At 63.1% G+C, this 15,550-nt stretch carries 12 protein-coding genes; 10 read left to right on the top strand and 2 right to left on the bottom strand.

Annotation, left to right across the window (positions count from 1 at the left end):
- The first annotated feature begins 126 nt into the window (after window positions 1-126).
- The 7 genes from NY78_RS12200 (at window position 127) to NY78_RS12170 (ending at window position 8,093) form a co-directional block, all read left to right on the top strand.
- Window positions 127-1,020, top strand: coding sequence for a flagellin N-terminal helical domain-containing protein (locus NY78_RS12200; RefSeq protein ID WP_043636235.1), 894 nt, complete (start codon window positions 127-129; stop codon window positions 1,018-1,020).
- Between the two features lie 117 nt (window positions 1,021-1,137).
- Window positions 1,138-2,829, top strand: coding sequence for a flagellar filament capping protein FliD (gene fliD, locus NY78_RS12195; RefSeq protein WP_043636233.1), 1,692 nt, complete (start codon window positions 1,138-1,140; stop codon window positions 2,827-2,829).
- A 39-nt stretch (window positions 2,830-2,868) separates the two neighbouring features.
- Complete coding sequence (gene fliS / locus NY78_RS12190) at window positions 2,869-3,729, top strand: flagellar export chaperone FliS (RefSeq protein WP_043636232.1); 861 nt, start codon at window positions 2,869-2,871, stop codon at window positions 3,727-3,729.
- A 157-nt stretch (window positions 3,730-3,886) separates the two neighbouring features.
- Window positions 3,887-5,116: a hypothetical protein gene (locus tag NY78_RS12185; RefSeq protein WP_082139990.1), complete on the top strand. Its 1,230-nt coding sequence runs from the start codon at window positions 3,887-3,889 to the stop codon at window positions 5,114-5,116.
- 105 nt (window positions 5,117-5,221) lie between these two features.
- Window positions 5,222-6,901 carry a YIP1 family protein gene (locus NY78_RS12180; RefSeq protein WP_231583980.1) on the top strand — a complete coding sequence of 560 codons (1,680 nt, stop codon included), beginning with the start codon at window positions 5,222-5,224 and terminating at the stop codon, window positions 6,899-6,901.
- Window positions 6,902-7,020: 119 nt separating this feature from the next.
- Window positions 7,021-7,356: a hypothetical protein gene (locus tag NY78_RS12175; protein ID WP_043636227.1), complete on the top strand. Its 336-nt coding sequence runs from the start codon at window positions 7,021-7,023 to the stop codon at window positions 7,354-7,356.
- A 32-nt stretch (window positions 7,357-7,388) separates the two neighbouring features.
- Window positions 7,389-8,093 carry a hypothetical protein gene (locus tag NY78_RS12170; RefSeq protein ID WP_043636225.1) on the top strand — a complete coding sequence of 235 codons (705 nt, stop codon included), beginning with the start codon at window positions 7,389-7,391 and terminating at the stop codon, window positions 8,091-8,093.
- Window positions 8,094-8,666: 573 nt separating this feature from the next.
- Here the strand turns inward: NY78_RS12170 and NY78_RS12165 are convergent.
- Entirely contained in the window at window positions 8,667-9,833 is a 1,167-nt protein-coding gene (locus NY78_RS12165) for a DNA polymerase IV (protein ID WP_043636223.1), read from the bottom strand.
- 90 nt (window positions 9,834-9,923) lie between these two features.
- Complete coding sequence (locus NY78_RS12160; protein WP_043636221.1) at window positions 9,924-10,121, bottom strand: hypothetical protein; 198 nt, start codon at window positions 10,119-10,121, stop codon at window positions 9,924-9,926.
- 255 nt (window positions 10,122-10,376) lie between these two features.
- Here NY78_RS12160 and NY78_RS12155 point away from each other — a divergent pair, with 255 nt between their 5' ends.
- The 3 genes from NY78_RS12155 (at window position 10,377) to ahbC (ending at window position 15,548) form a co-directional block, all read left to right on the top strand.
- A complete protein-coding gene (locus NY78_RS12155; RefSeq protein ID WP_231583978.1) occupies window positions 10,377-11,660 on the top strand; it encodes a glycosyltransferase family 87 protein in 1,284 nt (427 codons plus the stop codon).
- A 104-nt stretch (window positions 11,661-11,764) separates the two neighbouring features.
- On the top strand, window positions 11,765-14,248 hold the full coding sequence (locus tag NY78_RS12150; protein WP_043636219.1) for a glycogen/starch/alpha-glucan phosphorylase: 2,484 nt from the start codon (window positions 11,765-11,767) through the stop codon (window positions 14,246-14,248).
- 112 nt (window positions 14,249-14,360) lie between these two features.
- The gene (ahbC, locus tag NY78_RS12145; protein WP_043636217.1) at window positions 14,361-15,548 is read left to right on the top strand and encodes a 12,18-didecarboxysiroheme deacetylase; all 1,188 of its coding nucleotides are present in this window, start codon (window positions 14,361-14,363) and stop codon (window positions 15,546-15,548) included.
- Window positions 15,549-15,550: the final 2 nt, after the last annotated feature.

Genomic DNA, 15,550 nt, shown 5'->3' with positions numbered 1-15,550 from the left:
ACGTCGTGGGCGGCGTCGATAACCTAGACATAGAGGCACACTTTCCGCAGCTGGCCGAGGGCCCACGGCAGGCCGCGGATTGGCGAAAGGGCAAGGACGCCCGCAGCATTCAAGGAGGAAACAACCATGTCGCTCGTTATCAATCACAACATGATGGCCGCCACGGCCAGCCGTAACCTGTCCAATTCGTATTCCGCTCTGGCCACATCCACCTCGCGCCTGTCTTCGGGCCTGCGCATCAACAGTTCTGCCGACGACGCGGCCGGTCTGGCCATTCGTGAGCTCATGCGGTCGGACATTGCCTCGATCAACCAGGGCGTGCGCAACGCCAACGACGCCATCTCCATGATCCAGACGGCGGACGGAGCCTTGCAGGTTGTCGATGAAAAGCTCATCCGCATGAAGGAACTGGCCGAACAGGCTTCCACCGGTACCTACACTTCGGACCAGCGTCTGATCATCGACTCGGAATATCAGGCCATGGCCTCGGAAATCACCCGAATCGCCAACGCCACGGATTTTAACGGCATCTATCTGCTCAACGGCAACCTTTCCAGTTCCACCCACAGTGGCGCCGGGATCAACTCCACCGGCAAGCTCAAGGTGCACTTCGGTTCCGGCAACAACTCGGCGGAAGATTACTACTACGTGCAGATCGGCACCTCCACCGCTTCGGCGCTGGGTGTCGGCATCGGCGCGAGCAGCACGGCGAAGGGCCGCAGCATCTCCACCCAGCAGCTGGCCCAGGAGGCGCTCAAGGCCATCACCACGGCCATCACGTCCAAGGACAAGATCCGGGCCAATCTGGGCGCGCTGCAAAACCGCCTGGAAAATACCATCTCCAACCTGCAGATCCAGGGCGAGAACCTGCAAGCCGCCGAATCCCAGATTTCCGATGTCGACGTGGCGACGGAAATGACCAACTTCGTGCGCAACCAGATTCTGACCCAGTCCGCAGTGGCCATGCTCTCCCAGGCCAACTCCATGCCCAAGATGGCTCTCCAGCTCATCGGCGGCTAGTCCTCGTTGACTTCGGTCGGGCCGCCGTCGGCGGCCCGACCATAATTTTGGCATCCCCCTTGCTACCCATGCGACGAAGGCCTGTCGCCCGGAATTCTTTTCCGCCAGGGGAGCGTTATGTCGAGTACCGTCAGCAGCTATACGCCGGTTACCACTTCCGGCCAGATTACCTATACTGGTCTCGGCAATGGTACCGATTTCACACAGCTTATCACCAAGCTGGTGCAGGTCGAACAGTCCCGCATCACGACCCTGCAGACCTGGAAAAAATCCTGGACCAATAAGCAGGAAGCCTTCCAGGAACTGAACACCGAGATGCTGACGCTCAAGACCACCCTGGACAGCATGGACACCATTGACGAGTTCATGTCCAAGGTGACGGATTCCACGGACTCGACGGTGGTTGCCGCCGTGGCCGGCGCCGGAGCCGTAAACGGCACCCACGAACTGGTGGTCAATCGCTTGGCCACGGCCAAGGCCATGGTCACCACCACCGGTTATGCCAGCGCCACCACCGACATCAATCCCTCAAGCAGCGATGCGATATTTGCCTATACCTACAAGGGCGTCACCTATTCCAACTCCCTCGGGGCCAATGGCACGCTCACCGACCTTGTGAGCATTATCAATAATGACCCGAGCAATCCCGGCGTCAAGGCCAGCGTTTCTTACGACGGCACCAAGTACTATCTGCAGTTGCGCGGCATGGATACCGGTTCCACCGCCAGTTTGACCATTGGCAGCGGCACGTCGCTTTCCGGTTTTGGGAGCGCCAATTTCAGCACCATTACGTCAAACGCCAGCGCCCAGCTCAAGCTCGATGGTTGGCCCGCTGCCGCCAATAGCTGGATCACCCGTGAAACAAACAGCATCACGGATCTGGTGACAGGTCAGACCCTGACCCTTAAAGGGACAGGATCGTCCACGTTGACGACCACCACCGATACCGATTCCATCAAGGAAAAGGTGGAGTCGTTCGTCAAGCAGATGAATACCGTTCGAACGTTGATTCAAGATTGTACCAAGGTCGATACGTCCACAAATCAGGCCTCGCTCCTCACCGGCAACTACGGTATCCAGCTCATTGATACGAATCTCAAGGATGCTGTAGCTGGTATTGGCATTGGTTTTGACTACGATGCAGACAAGTACAGCGCCCTTTCCCAGCTCGGCATATTGACAGATGCGCAAGAAGGTTCGACAACAGAAGGTCTGCTTGTCATTAATGACGACGTCTTTGACGCCATTCTGTCGTCGAATGCCGACGCCGTGGCCCAGCTCTTTGCGGATCAATATGCAGGAAGAACGAGTTCTTCTGACTTTTCAATCACATCATATATTAAAAATACAACTAAATGTGGCACGTATGGTCTGTCTTACACCGTTGCTTCCAACGGGAAGATTACCTCGGCCACGATCAACGGCCATCCGGCCAGTTTTAGCAGCAACTCCAACCTCATCACCGGGAAGCACGGCTATGACGAAGCCGGTATGGTTATCCGGGCCATCGACGTCTCTCCCGGAACGCACTCGGGCGAGGTGGCGCTCAAGCAGGGCAAGTTCGGGCAATTAAGCAATCTGCTCACTGAACTGACCGATACCACCGACGGCCCCCTGCATATTCTTGATGATAACTACGACGACATCACCGCTATGATTGATGACAAGATTGCCTTTGAGCAGCGGCGAATCTCCACATATGCCGCAAACTTGCGAAAGCGGTTTGCCAAGGTCGACTCCCTGCTTGGCACCTACAACGAACAGCAAAAACAACTTACGTCGGCAGTTGACAAACTCTCTTCAGATTAATTCGTTTCGTCCGATAAGGGTGCAAAAGGGGAGAGTTTCATGCAAAGCGCCGTTAAAAATTATATCCAGACCCAGGTCAGCACCACCACCCAAGGTGATCTCGTCATCATGCTGTTTGACGCAGCCCTCAAATTTCTGCATCGGGCCAAGGAAAAGATTGCCGAGAAAAATTATGCCCAAAAGGGCATCCTCATCTCCAAGGCCCTGGACATCCTCTCTGAACTTCAGGGTTCGCTCAATGTCAACAAGGGCGGTGAACTGGCTGAACGCCTGCAAAAGCTGTATTTTTTTTGCAGCGCCCGGTTGCTTATGGCCAATCTCAAGATGGATGTGGCCAAGATTGACGAAGTGGTCGGCATCTTAAACGGCCTGCGCGAGGCCTTTAGCGAAGCCAACGCCATGGTGACCACCAAGGCCGTACCCTCGTCGGCCACCCAGGCCGCCCGCACGGGGGGCTCGGCCGCAGCGACCATAGGCAACGTCTACATCGGCGGTTCCACCTCGGTCGCGCCCATGGTTTCCCTGGCTCCCCAGGCTGCGGCCGGCCGCTATGCCTCCGCGCCAAGCGCCACGCGTCCTGCGGCCTCCTCCGCCCCGCGGCCGACGCTGGTGACCCCGGCCATGGCTGCTGCGGCGTCGACCACGGTTGCCGGTTCGGCCCCGGCTGTTCCGCCGGTTGCAGCTCCTGTCGCGGCCCAGGTTGACGTGGCGGCCACCACGGCCAGGCCGGACGTGGCCGTGCCCTCGGGCCTGCCGCCCTCGGCCGCCGCGCTTGACGGCGACGTGGATGCCGGGGCGCAGGCTGAAGCGCTGCAGCCCACCGAAGATGCGCCGCATCCGACCGTGTCGCCGGTGCGCCGGGTCATGGCCGCCTATTCCCAGGGCCGCGCCAGCCGCTGAGCCGGTTCGCCCCTGGGCTGTTCACACGGGAAAAAGTGGCCCGGCCAGTTGCCCGGCCATCGGTCGAGGGTGGAAAGACACCCCGGCCTGGACGCTCTGGCCCGACACCGTGCCCTTTGCCGCTTGTTCCCCGGCCCGGCCCGGGATACCAACGTCCATGGACGCTTTTTCATCCGGCACGCTGCCGCATCCGTTTTTTGCCTACACCGCCGAGGTCCTGTCCTGGCGGCTTGGTTCGCCTGAGGCCGGGCCGTTGCCCGTCCCGGTCGGCGCGGCGCAAACCGAGCTGCGGGCCGGGCGCATCCTGCGGGCCGCCACACGCCATACGCAGGTGGTGCTGCTGGGCCTGGGCAGCGGCGATCTGGCTGCCGCCCTGGCGGCCCACCTGCCGGCCGCCACGTCGCTGACCGTTGTTTCCCTGCATCCCGAAGCGGCTCAGGGCCTGGTTTCTGCCGGCCGCCTGTCCTGGCTGGCTCCGGCCGGCCGCTGCCAACTCCTGGCCGATTCCTCGCCCCAGGCCGCCTGCCATCTGCTCCTGGCCGCCGGTTTTTCCCCGGACAGCGCCCTGACCACGGTCAATCCCGAGCCGGCCGGCCCCTTGGAAACCAGGGGATTGGCCCAGTTGCGCCGGCTCCTGACGGCCAGCCGCCTTGTCCCGCCGCTGCCGCAGCCGTCCCTCAGGCCGGAAATGCCCACGCTGGCCCTGCTGGCCCGGCCGGAGGAACCCCGGCTCGACGCCTTTTTCCGGGCAGCCCGGGGACTGGCCGGACAGGCCGTCATCGTCTGGGACGCCGCCGTCGTGCCGGAGGCTGCGACGAGCGCCGCCCTGCTTGGCATGCCGGTGACGCACCTGGCCCGGCCCCTGGACAATGATTTCGCGGCCCAGCGCAACGCCTTGCTGGCCGCCTGTCCGCCCGGCTGGGTGCTGACGCTGGATCCTGACGAGCGGCCCGGCCCGGGATTTGGAGCGAGCGCGGCCCGGATCATGGCCACGCCGGGCCTGGGTGGAGCCTACTTTCCCCGGCTCACCCTCTATCCCGACCCCGGCCGGGCCAAGGTGGGCCACGGCCTGTGGCCGGACTGGCAGCTGCGCCTGTTTCGCCGTGATCCCGCCAGCGGCCCGCGCTACGTGCGGCCCCTGCATGAACGCCTGGAAGGGGTGTCCGGGCACACGGTCCTGGCCCTGGATGCCCCCATTTTGCATCACAACCGGCTGGTGGCCGATTCGGCCGCCGTTACCGGGAAGCTCGCGGCCTTCAGTCGTTTGCCCGGGGCGACGGCCCACCGCTTAAACGCCGATTATCCCAGTCTCCCGCTCGATTTCCTGACGGCCTTGTCCCCGTCAGACGGCCCTGGCCGCTTGTTTGTCCTGCCCTGGTCGGCCTGAAGCGGGACTCTCCAGCCCCCCGGTTGCCTTGCGGGCTTTGAGGAGCTACACTGGTGCTTGCAGATTTGCGCCCGGCGGCAGCACCGGGACGTTTTGCGAAGGTACATGATGCGCATCACTTGTCCTCAATGCGGTTTTTTCAGGGAATTGCCCGATACCAAGGCTCCGGTGACACCGACCATGGCCACTTGTCCCAAGTGTCGCCATCGGTTTCGGTTTCGTCCCGACCCCATCTCTGCGACCCCTGGCAGTCGTCTGCCCGCCGGCGAGGAGGGCGTTTCCTCATGGCGTCGGTCTGCAGCCAAGCAGGACCGGCAACCACCGGCCGCCGCCTGGGAATCTCTGGACGAGTCCACCCAGGAAATCGTGCCCGAGGACGGCGTCGCAACGACCGAAGCTCCCGAACTCGACGTTGTGACCGATGCCACCTTCGCCCCTGCACCCCCATCCGACTATTCCGGGCAGGCTTCGCTGGTCTCCCATGACGGACTGCCCGAGCCCATGCCCCCTGAGCGGCGGGGCCAGGACGTCGAACCCGAAGACTTGTCCGCCCCGGGGGACGACCCGGACGAACCTGTCTCGCTGAGTCATTGGGCCAAGCCGGTCGAATCGGACCGTCCGGCCACGCACCAGCGTCTCGTCGACCCGGCCCCGGCCCGCAGCCGCACCCGTGCGACGCGGCCCCCGGCGGCCCCGGTCGAACCCGAGACGCCGCCGGCTCCCGTAAGCCGTCCGGCCGACCCTGCGCCCCAAGCCGCGACCCGGGATGGGACAGATGAACCCGCGACCCGGCTTCCGGTCGAACCAGTCGAAGCGGTTGAACCGGTTGCATTGGTCGAACCACCCCAGGTCGAGCGTCCGGTCCCGCCGCCGGCCCCCGAGATTGCGCCGCCCCCCGCCGCGGCGGTCGAACCCGTCGTTGCAACACCTGCGGTCCAACCCCCCAGTGCTAAAGAAATTTCCGCCGCCGACGCGACTGCCGAGGCGTCCGAGGACTCGCCGCCGGCCGCGAAAAAGCCCGAGCCGGCCCTGCGCTCCGACGGCGTACGCGACATCTGGGCCCGGTTGCAGGCCATGGACGACCGCAAACCCGGCAAACCCCGGGTCGAGCACCAGCGTCCGGCCGAAGACGAACCCGAGGAACCCCAGCGGGAGGCCGTCACCGACCCCATCCCCTGGGAACGCCAGGATGCCTACGGATTTTTCCCGGGCCTGTTCCTGACGCTTCGTCAAATTTTGCTGCACCCGATGGATTTTTTTGACTCCCTGCCCATCGGCCGGCCCAAGGGCAAAGCCCTCGTCTTTAATCTGCTCATCAGCGAATTTTTGCTGGTGATCGATTTTATGTGGTCGCTTTTCGGCCTTCGCGCCCGCATCGGCAGCCCGGGGGGGCCTGAGGCCATGAGCTCGCTGGGGCACTCGCCCAGCCTCACCTTCCTGGGCGCCATGCTCCTTGTGCCGCTGGTGCTTTCCGTCGGCATCTATCTCGATGCCTGGGTTACCCATCTCCTTTTGCTCCTTTTCCGCAGCACCAAGAAAGGCTTCAATGAAACCTTCCGGGTGCTGTGCTATTCCGCCGCGCCGACAGTGCTTTCCGCCGTGCCCGTGGCCGGCCAGTTGCTCTCGCCCGTCATTCTCATCTGGTACATGGCCTTGCAGGCCATCGGGCTCAAGAAATGCCACGAAGCCGCTTACACCCAGACCTTGGCCGCCATTTTCATCAAGTGGTCCATCTACCTGTTCCTGCTCCTGGCCATGCTGCAAAGCTTCACCCCGGGGCAATGATCCGGCTTCCATCCCCTTGACGCGGCGGCGGTGAAACGCGAAAGATCAATACTGACAAAACGGCTTGGTTTCCGCCCCGCCCCAGGGGCGGAAACCAAGGCGACAGGACGGGGTGGGCCATGTGGACATGGATGCGGGCAAAGTGGCGCGCCGTGGCGCAGTGGCGACGAAAGGCCAGGGAGATCCATCCCGAAACCTTCCGGGCCATGGCCGGCGAATTGGCCGAACTGGCTGAAGTTGCCTCCAAGATTCGACCGGAGGAACAGGCCTTCCTGCTCAAAATCCGGCGTATTCGCCAGGAAATGCTTGAGCTCAAGCAAATGTCCTCGCGCCCGGAATTTCGCCTCCTGCCCCCCCAGAAAAGACACGAATTGCGGGAAAGTCTGCTCTCCTCCCGTGCGCAGTTGCTCAAAACCCTTTCCGACGCGCCCGTGGTCACCACCACGCGCCAATAACGGGCCAAGCCGCCCGGGCTGGAGGTTTCCCCATGTCCCACACCCCGTCCCGTCTCCTCCTCGCCGCCCTGGCCGCCGTCCTGGTCCTGGCCGCCTGCGCCGTGGAACCGAAACTGACCGATAAACACACGCTTTCCATCGACTCCTGGACCAAACGGAACAATCCCGAAGTCTATGTCGAACCCCTCAAGGCCCCGCCCGTGCCCGTTTCGGCCCTCATCGTGCCCTTCCAGGTCACCCAGGACATCGCCTACGCCCAGGATCTCGGCGAACAACTCACCCGCGTCGTCTGGCAGACCTGGACCCGCGACCGCGTGTTCCCCAAACTGCTCTACGAAGCCAATTTCAAAACCGCTTCCACCCCCCAGGCCGTGGCCATGGCCCGGAAAATGGGCGTCGATGTGGTCGTGGTCGGCAAATTTACCTACGTCATGTCCGGCGGTACCCGGGGCGACTCCAGCGTGTCGTTCACCTTCGACGTCATCGACGCCCGAAGCGGCGAACGCCTCTGGTCCATGGCCCACTCCGGCCTGATGGAGACCGGACTGACCGAAGATTACGTGATTTTCGCCCGCAAGAACCGGATGCCCGCCGAACCCCTCTCAGCCATCACCGCCACCCTGGCCATGGATATGGGCAGCCCCATGACCAACTGGAACTACGGCTACAAAGCCCCGCCCCCGGCCAGCCCCAACCCTGCGCCGCCTGCAGTGCCTGCGGCCGGCGCTGGATCGTAGGGGGAGTGAGAGTCGAGTAGAGAAGAGAAGAGAAGAGAATCGGGGCGCTGCCCCGAACCCCGCCGGGGGGATGATCCCCCCGGACCCCTGCGACGGGGGTGAGGCGGGCGGCGGCAGCGCGTTCGGTGGGTGGGGGCGGAGAGAATATCGGGGCTGGGATTTGGGGCCTGGGTCAGCTCGCGGAAACCGCGATCAGACCCAGGCCCCAAATCCCAGCCCCGAACTCGCCAGCGGCCGGACGGTCTTGGGCAAGCAAAGCCTTGCCCAAGACCGTCCGGCCGCATTTGCTTGAAGGCGCGGTAACAAGGCATAATTGTCCGGTGAAAGGCCCGGTCTTTCGGGCGAACCGGGCCGTTGCCATTGGGGCTGCCGTGCTCCCCGCTTCCGGCGGGGAGTGTCGGCAGCCCCAATGGCAACGGCCCATGCGGCGCAGCCGCCAGGCGCTCCCGCGTCCGCAGCAGTCCCTTCCCCGGCCAGGGCCATGCGTCCCCCCTTCAGGGGTCCGGGGGGATGATCCCCCCGGCCGCCGGAGGCATCATCTCTTTTTTAAAAAAAGCTAACCGCCAACAATAACTACTTTTTATTATATTCGAACAACCGGCCGCGGATGATGGCTTCGCGTCCGAATTTGTTTCGGATGGCGTCGAGGGCGGCGTCGATTTTGGTGTTGTGTTGTTGTTCTGTTTTGCCGGGATCGTCGAGCAGCGAGAGTTGCCGGGGCGCGTCGCCGAAGTGGGAGACGCCAAGGCCGATAAGGCGCAGGGGGTGGGGGAGTGGTTCGGCGTTGAGGAGGTCCTGGCCGGTCTGGAAGATGGCGGTATCGGAGTCGGTGGCTTCGGGCAGGGTGCGGCTGCGGGTGATTTGTTTGAAGGTATTGAATTTGAGTTTGAGGGTGATGGTGCGGCCGCGCAGGTGTTCCTGGCGCAGTTCGCGGCCGATGCGTTCGGCTTGGCGCAGCAGCCAGGCGGCGAGGTATTGGCGGTCGGCGGTATCGCTGTCGAAGGTATTTTCGGCGCTGATGGATTTGGCGGCCCGGTCGGTGGTGATGGCGGCGCTGCCTTTGGCGTGGGCCTTGTCGTAGAGGGCGAGGCCGTATTTGCCGCAGTGTCGGGCCAGGAAGTCGGGGGTATGGTTGCGGATATCGGCCACGGTGCGGATGCCGAGGCGGGCCAGGGTTTGTTCGGCGCGTTTGCCGACGCCGGGGATTTTGCCCACGGGCAGGGGGGCGAGGAAGTCGAGGGCGGCCTCGGGGGCGACGATGGTCAGGCCGTTGGGTTTCTCGAAGTCCGAGGCGATTTTGGCGATGAATTTGACTGGTGCGATGCCAATGGAGCAGGGCAGGCCGGTGGCGGCGCGGATGGCCTCCTTGATGGTGCGGGCCAGGGTTTCGGGTGGTCCGAAGAGGGTTTGGGTGCCGGTAATATCGACGTAGGCCTCGTCGATGGAGGCGGGTTCGACCAGGGGGGAGAATTCGCCCAGGGTCTGCATGATGCTGCGGGAGACTTCGGCGTAGCGGCGTCGGTTGCCGGGCAGAAAGACGCCATGCGGGCAGCGTCGCCGGGCTTCGGACACAGGCATGGCCGAGCGCACGCCAAAGACCCGGGCCTCGTAGGAGGCGGCCGAGACGACGCCGCGATGGTCGTGGCCGATGATGACGGGCAGTCCGGCCAGGGACGGATCGTCGTGTTGTTCGACGGACGCGAAGAAAGCGTCCATGTCGAGGTGCATGATGGTCGTCATGGGTGTGCCATGCGACGGGGGCGGGCAAAAGGCAAGCGGCGCGACCAACTTCCGCTGGTCGCGCCGCTTTGAACTATTCCCGGTGGGGGATTAGACGCCGACGTCGATCTGGGTGCCCTTGCCCATGCCGGCGAGGACTTTGGTCTGGAAATCGTGGTCAGCGTTCATCTGGCCGTTGGGCTCGGTGTTCATCTTGTTGATGGTTTCCGTCACAACCTGCGCGCCCATCGTCTGCTGTTGCATGGCCGGGGCTGCGACCCCGGCAGTGCTGCCGCCAATACCGTCCATGTGGCCTCCTGAGGGATAAAGAGTCCCTGTGTACCGTACCCTATCGGCCGTCGCACCGTCGGAGTTTAGCTTCACTGCGGTATTTTGGGAGGCAGGGGCAGGTTGTGCTGCTGGGGGACATTCGCTACCGTGCCCCTGGTCAGGCCAAGGGGCGGCTGCCGTAGTCGGTTCCGGCGGTGGCCCGGCATCCGGGCAGCTTGTCCGGCCTTGTTTTCCCGGTCTGCCCCGGGTGTGCTTGCCGGAAGGAGACGCGACGTGGCTTCAAGCATCGGGGCGTTGCTTACGCCATGGCGCCTCACTTGGTATCCCCGGCTGCTGTTGGCCGCCTTGGCCGTGGCGTTGGTGTTTCTGTTTTGCACCGGCGAAGGGGCACGGATCGCCACCGGCCGTCTTGGCGGCGACTTCCCTGAATTTTACGGGGCAGGCAGGATTGTGGCCAGCGGCCAGCTGTCGCACCTCTATGACGAAAAAACCCAGCGCGACGCCCAGCGTGACCTGATCCCTGCCCTGAAACCTGGGGAAGACAGCGGATTTGTTCCTTTTGCCTACCCGCCGCAGATGGCGCTGTTGTACGCACTGCTGGCCAAAGCGCCGTACCGGGCGGCCTTTGCCCTGCAGACCGCCTTTTCGGCCGCGTGTCTCCTGCTGGCCGCCTCGCTCCTGTGTCGGGTGTCGCCGCCGGCGTCGCGCCATGTCCTGGCCCTGTTTGCGGCCATGGTCTTTTTTTATCCGGTCTTCAGAGCCCTGCTTGGAGGGCAGAACACGCCGCTGACCATCCTGCTGGTCACGGTGGCCGCCACGTCCGGGATGCGCGGCCGGGACTGGCTTGCCGGCGTGGCTCTCGGGCTTTTGCTGTACAAGCCCCAGTTCGGGCTGACGCTCCTTGGCGTCTCTGCGTTGGGGGGCAGATGGCGCGTCCTGCTCGGGGGCCTGGGCACGGCTGGGATCACTTGCGCGGCCAATACGCTGCTCTTCGGCCCGGGGTGGCCGCAACAATGGTTGGGCTATGCCCGGTGGGTTATCGGCACGTCCATGGCGATGGAAAGCGAGAAGGCCATTTCCTGTCTCGGCGTTTTTCGAAATCTTGCACTCAAGACGCATTTGCCCATCGCCTGGATCGGTTATGCCCTGGCCCTGGCCGCAGCCGTTGTCGTTGCCCTGCTCTGGCTGCGTTGGGCCAGGGCCGGCGCAGGCAACGGCGGGTGCGCCAAGGAGACGGCGATGGCCTTGCCGTTTGTCGGGCTGGCTGCGGCCGGGACCATCCTGATTGCGCCCCACGCCTATTATTATGACGCAGGCCTGCTTTGGCTGGCTTTTCCGGCTCTGGCCCACGGCGACCTCCCGCGAAGGGACCTGCTTCTTGCGACGTTTTGGGCGGCGGGTTTCATCCAACCCCTGGCCGGGCTGCTTGGCTTCAGTCCGCTGTTCCTGCTGGCCGTGGCGGTATTTTGCTGCCTGGTGTTTCTTGCCCGTGCCGCATTGGCCGCTGCTGCGAAGGAGCCTGCCGCCCTGCTGGAAAATGCACAGAAGGCGGATTGATTTTGGGTGTCGCGATGTTGTGACGGCAGGCCCCTGGTTGGACAACGGGTCCCATTTCTTGCTATGCCGGGCTTAGTCTCCCGCCTCGTTTCCAGGAGGAAGCCATGCCTGTCGACAGTTGTCCCTTACACGGTCTCGAAGCCGCAGATTTGTCCTGCTCCATCCGCGAGCACGTCACCCATTCCCTGGGCAAGCATTGTAGCGAAGCCGGCAACCGCGATGTGGCCACGGCCCTGTCCCTGACCCTGCGTGACCGTCTCGTGGACAAACTGCTTGAAACCCGGGACCGCTATCGCCAAGCCCGGGCCAAGCGCATGTATTACCTTTCCATCGAGTATCTGCTCGGCCGCTGCCTGGGGAACAACATCTTTAATATGAAGCTCCAGGGCGAAATGGGTGAGCTGCTCTCCAGTTGGGGCTACAATCTGGAAGAGATCCGGGAGTTTGAGCGCGACCCGGCCCTTGGCAACGGCGGCCTTGGCCGGCTGGCCGCCTGTTTCCTGGATTCCCTGGCCACCCTGGACATGCCGGGCTGCGGCTACGGCATCCATTATGAATACGGGCTGTTCAAGCAGTCCATTGAAAACGACCGGCAGGTGGAGCGTCCTGATTACTGGATGGCCGAAGGTATGCCGCTGCAGCTTGAGCGGCGCGACCAGTCGGTCATCGTGCCCATCTACGGCCGGGTGGAGAACCATCAGGCCCCGGACGGCAGCTATCTGCCCTTGTGGGTGGACTGGCAGGATCTGGTCGGCGTGCCCTATGACATCCCGATCGTGGGCTACGGTTTCAAGACGGTGAATTATCTGCGACTGTTTGCCGCCCAGTCCACGGACAGCTTCAACATGGAGATCTTCGACCAGGGCGACTACATAAAGGCCATTCACCAGAAGGTCTATTCCGAACTGATTTCCAAGATTCTCTATCCCAGCGAATCCATCTCGTTTGGCCGCGAGCTGCGCCTCGTGCAGGAATATTTTCTGGTCTTTTGTTCCATCCGCGACATTACCCGCCGCTTTCTCAAGCAGAACAGGAACATCGAAGAACTGCCGGAACATGCCGCCATCCAGCTCAACGACACCCATCCGGCCCTGACCGTGGCCGAGCTCATGCGCCTTTTGGTGGACGAGCGCCGCGTGCCCTGGGACCGGGCCTGGAACATCACCACCAGCACCCTGGCCTTCACCAACCACACGCTCATGCCTGAAGCCCTGGAAATGTGGCCGGTGGAGCTGATGGAAAAGGTGGTGCCGCGCCATTTGCAGATCATCTACGAGATCAACCGGCGCTTTCTCGATTCCGTGCGCTTGTCCGGCCCGGTGGACGTGGGCAAGATCCAGCGCCTGTCGCTTATTGAGGAAAACGGCGGCAAACAGGTGCGCATGGCCCATCTGGCCGTGGTTGGGTCGCACTCGGTCAACGGCGTGTCCAAGCTCCATTCCGAGCTGGTCAAAAAGGTGCTCTTCCCGGACTATGCCGCCCTGTGGCCGGGGAAATTCAACAACAAGACCAACGGCGTGACCCCCAGGCGTTGGCTGTACAAAGCCAATCCCGGCTTGGCCGGGCTCATCACCGAAGCCATTGGCGAGGCCTGGATCACCGACCTCGACCAACTGCAAAGGCTCGAACCCCTGGCCGAGGACGCCGCCTTCCGGGAGAGTTTTGCCGCGGTCAAGCGTGAGCGCAAGGCTCATCTGGCGGCATTTCTGGCCAAAACCACCGGCGTCGTGCTCTCCCCGGATGCCCTCTTCGACATGCAGGCCAAGCGCATCCACGAATACAAGCGCCAGCTGTTAAACGCCATGCACGTCATCCACGACTATCTGCGCATCACCGAGGACGGCTATATTCCGCCGGCCCCGCGCGTCTACGTGTTCGCCGGCAAGGCCGCGCCCGGCTATTTCGAGGCCAAGGAGATCATCCACCTCATCTGCCGCCTGTCCCGGGTCATCAATGCCGACAAGCGGGCCAGCGAATACATCAAGGTGGTCTTTGCCGCCGACTACCGCGTCTCCCTGGCGGAAAAGCTCATTCCGGCCGCGGATGTGAGCGAGCAGATATCGACCGCCGGCACCGAGGCCTCGGGCACGGGCAACATGAAGTTTTCCTTAAACGGCGCTTTGACCATCGGCACGCTTGACGGAGCCAACATCGAAATCCGCGAGGCGGTCGGCGAGGAGAATTTCTATCTCTTTGGCCTCACCACCCCGGAAGTGGAGCGCCACTTGGCCGAGGGCAGCTATGATCCCTGGGAATACTACCGCAAGCACCCGGAAATCCGCCGGGTCCTCGACGCCATCTCGGCCGGCCGCTTCAGTCCCGACGAACCGGCCGTGTTCCACTGGATTTTCGAAAAGCTCTTGGCCAAAAACGAGCGCTATCTCCATCTGGCCGATTTCATGTCCTACATTGAGGCCCAGGAGCGTATCGGCATGGAATATGCCCGCCCCGACCTCTGGATGCGAAAGGCCGTGCTCAACACCGCCCGCATGGGCTATTTCTCCTCAGACCGCACCATCCGCGAATACGCCAAGGACATCTGGGGGATAAAGCCCACGCCGCCCAAGACGAGCGCACCAAAGGCCTGATTCTCCCGTCGCCGCACCCGGGGCCGGCCGGTTTTTTCTCCCTGCCGGCCCCTACCGCCTGCCCGCAAAATGTATTATAGGGCCATCCCACCCATCGAACAAAGGACCTTAAATGATCGGTATATCCAAGCTTTACTGCGGCGGGGTGGAGGCTTCCGACGCCCTGCGCTACGGTCGCCACTCCGGCAAACTTCCGTCGCATCTGCTGCAATTTTCCAAGGATAAAAAGCCTGTCGTGGTCTGGAACATGACCCGGCGGTGCAATCTCAAGTGCGTGCATTGCTACGCCAAGGCCGTGGACCCCGAAGGCAAGGACGACATCGGCACGGTCGAGGCCAAGGCCATGATCGACGATCTGGCCGCCTATGGCGCGCCGGTGATGCTTTTTTCCGGCGGCGAGCCGCTGGTGCGCAAGGACCTGACCGAACTGGCCTCCCATGCCGTGTCCAAGGGGATGCGGGCGGTCATTTCCACCAACGGCACGCTTATCACCCGCGAAAAGGCCCGGGAGCTCAAGTCCGTGGGCCTGTCCTACGTCGGCATCTCCCTGGACGGCGGCGAAGCGGTCCACGACCTCTTTCGCGGCGTGCCCGGGTCCTATCAAAAGGCCCTGCAAGGCATTGAGAACTGCCAGAACGAGGGCCTCAAAGTCGGCCTGCGCTTTACCATTAACAAGCGCAACGTCTCGGAAGTCCCCCTGCTGTTTGAACTGTTGCGCGAACGCGAAGTGCCGCGCATCTGTTTTTACCATCTGGTCTATTCCGGCCGCGGTTCGGAACTCATCAGTGAGGACCTGGACCACGCCGGCACCCGGGCCGTGGTCGACCTCATCATGGACCACACCCGGGCCTTGCACGACGCCGGCCTGCCCAAGGAAGTCCTGACCGTCGACAACCATGCCGACGGCCCCCACGTGTACAACCGCCTGCTGCGCGAGGACCCGACCCGGGCGGCCGACGTGCTGGAGCTTTTGTCCTTTAACGAGGGCAACAACTCCGGCCGGGGCATCGGCTGCATCTCCTGGGACGGCAAGGTCCATCCCGACCAGTTCTGGCGGCACCACGTGTTCGGCAATGTCCGCGAGCGGCCGTTTTCCCAGATCTGGGACGACCCGGCCATCGAACTTCTGGCCAAGCTCAAGGACAAGAAGCGCCACGTGAAGGGACGCTGCGCCACCTGCCGCTACCTGTCGATTTGCGGCGGCAACTTCCGGGCGCGGGCCGAGGCGGTCTACGACGACGTCTGGGCGCCCGATCCGGCTTGTTATCTGACCGACGACGAAATCCGGCCTGACGAATAGGC

The organism is Desulfovibrio sp. TomC (assembly GCF_000801335.2).
In the GTDB taxonomy this organism is placed as follows: Bacteria; Desulfobacterota; Desulfovibrionia; order Desulfovibrionales; family Desulfovibrionaceae; genus Solidesulfovibrio.
This window is presented reverse-complemented; position numbering and strand designations above follow the sequence as displayed.

Coding starts and splice junctions, on each gene's coding strand:
- NY78_RS12200 (WP_043636235.1), top strand. CDS start 127: ATGTCGCTCGTTATCAATCACAACATGATGGCCGCCACGGCCAGCCGT.
- fliD (WP_043636233.1), top strand. CDS start 1,138: ATGTCGAGTACCGTCAGCAGCTATACGCCGGTTACCACTTCCGGCCAG.
- fliS (WP_043636232.1), top strand. CDS start 2,869: ATGCAAAGCGCCGTTAAAAATTATATCCAGACCCAGGTCAGCACCACC.
- NY78_RS12185 (WP_082139990.1), top strand. CDS start 3,887: ATGGACGCTTTTTCATCCGGCACGCTGCCGCATCCGTTTTTTGCCTAC.
- NY78_RS12180 (WP_231583980.1), top strand. CDS start 5,222: ATGATGCGCATCACTTGTCCTCAATGCGGTTTTTTCAGGGAATTGCCC.
- NY78_RS12175 (WP_043636227.1), top strand. CDS start 7,021: ATGTGGACATGGATGCGGGCAAAGTGGCGCGCCGTGGCGCAGTGGCGA.
- NY78_RS12170 (WP_043636225.1), top strand. CDS start 7,389: ATGTCCCACACCCCGTCCCGTCTCCTCCTCGCCGCCCTGGCCGCCGTC.
- NY78_RS12165 (WP_043636223.1), bottom strand. CDS start 9,833: ATGACGACCATCATGCACCTCGACATGGACGCTTTCTTCGCGTCCGTC.
- NY78_RS12160 (WP_043636221.1), bottom strand. CDS start 10,121: ATGGACGGTATTGGCGGCAGCACTGCCGGGGTCGCAGCCCCGGCCATG.
- NY78_RS12150 (WP_043636219.1), top strand. CDS start 11,765: ATGCCTGTCGACAGTTGTCCCTTACACGGTCTCGAAGCCGCAGATTTG.
- ahbC (WP_043636217.1), top strand. CDS start 14,361: ATGATCGGTATATCCAAGCTTTACTGCGGCGGGGTGGAGGCTTCCGAC.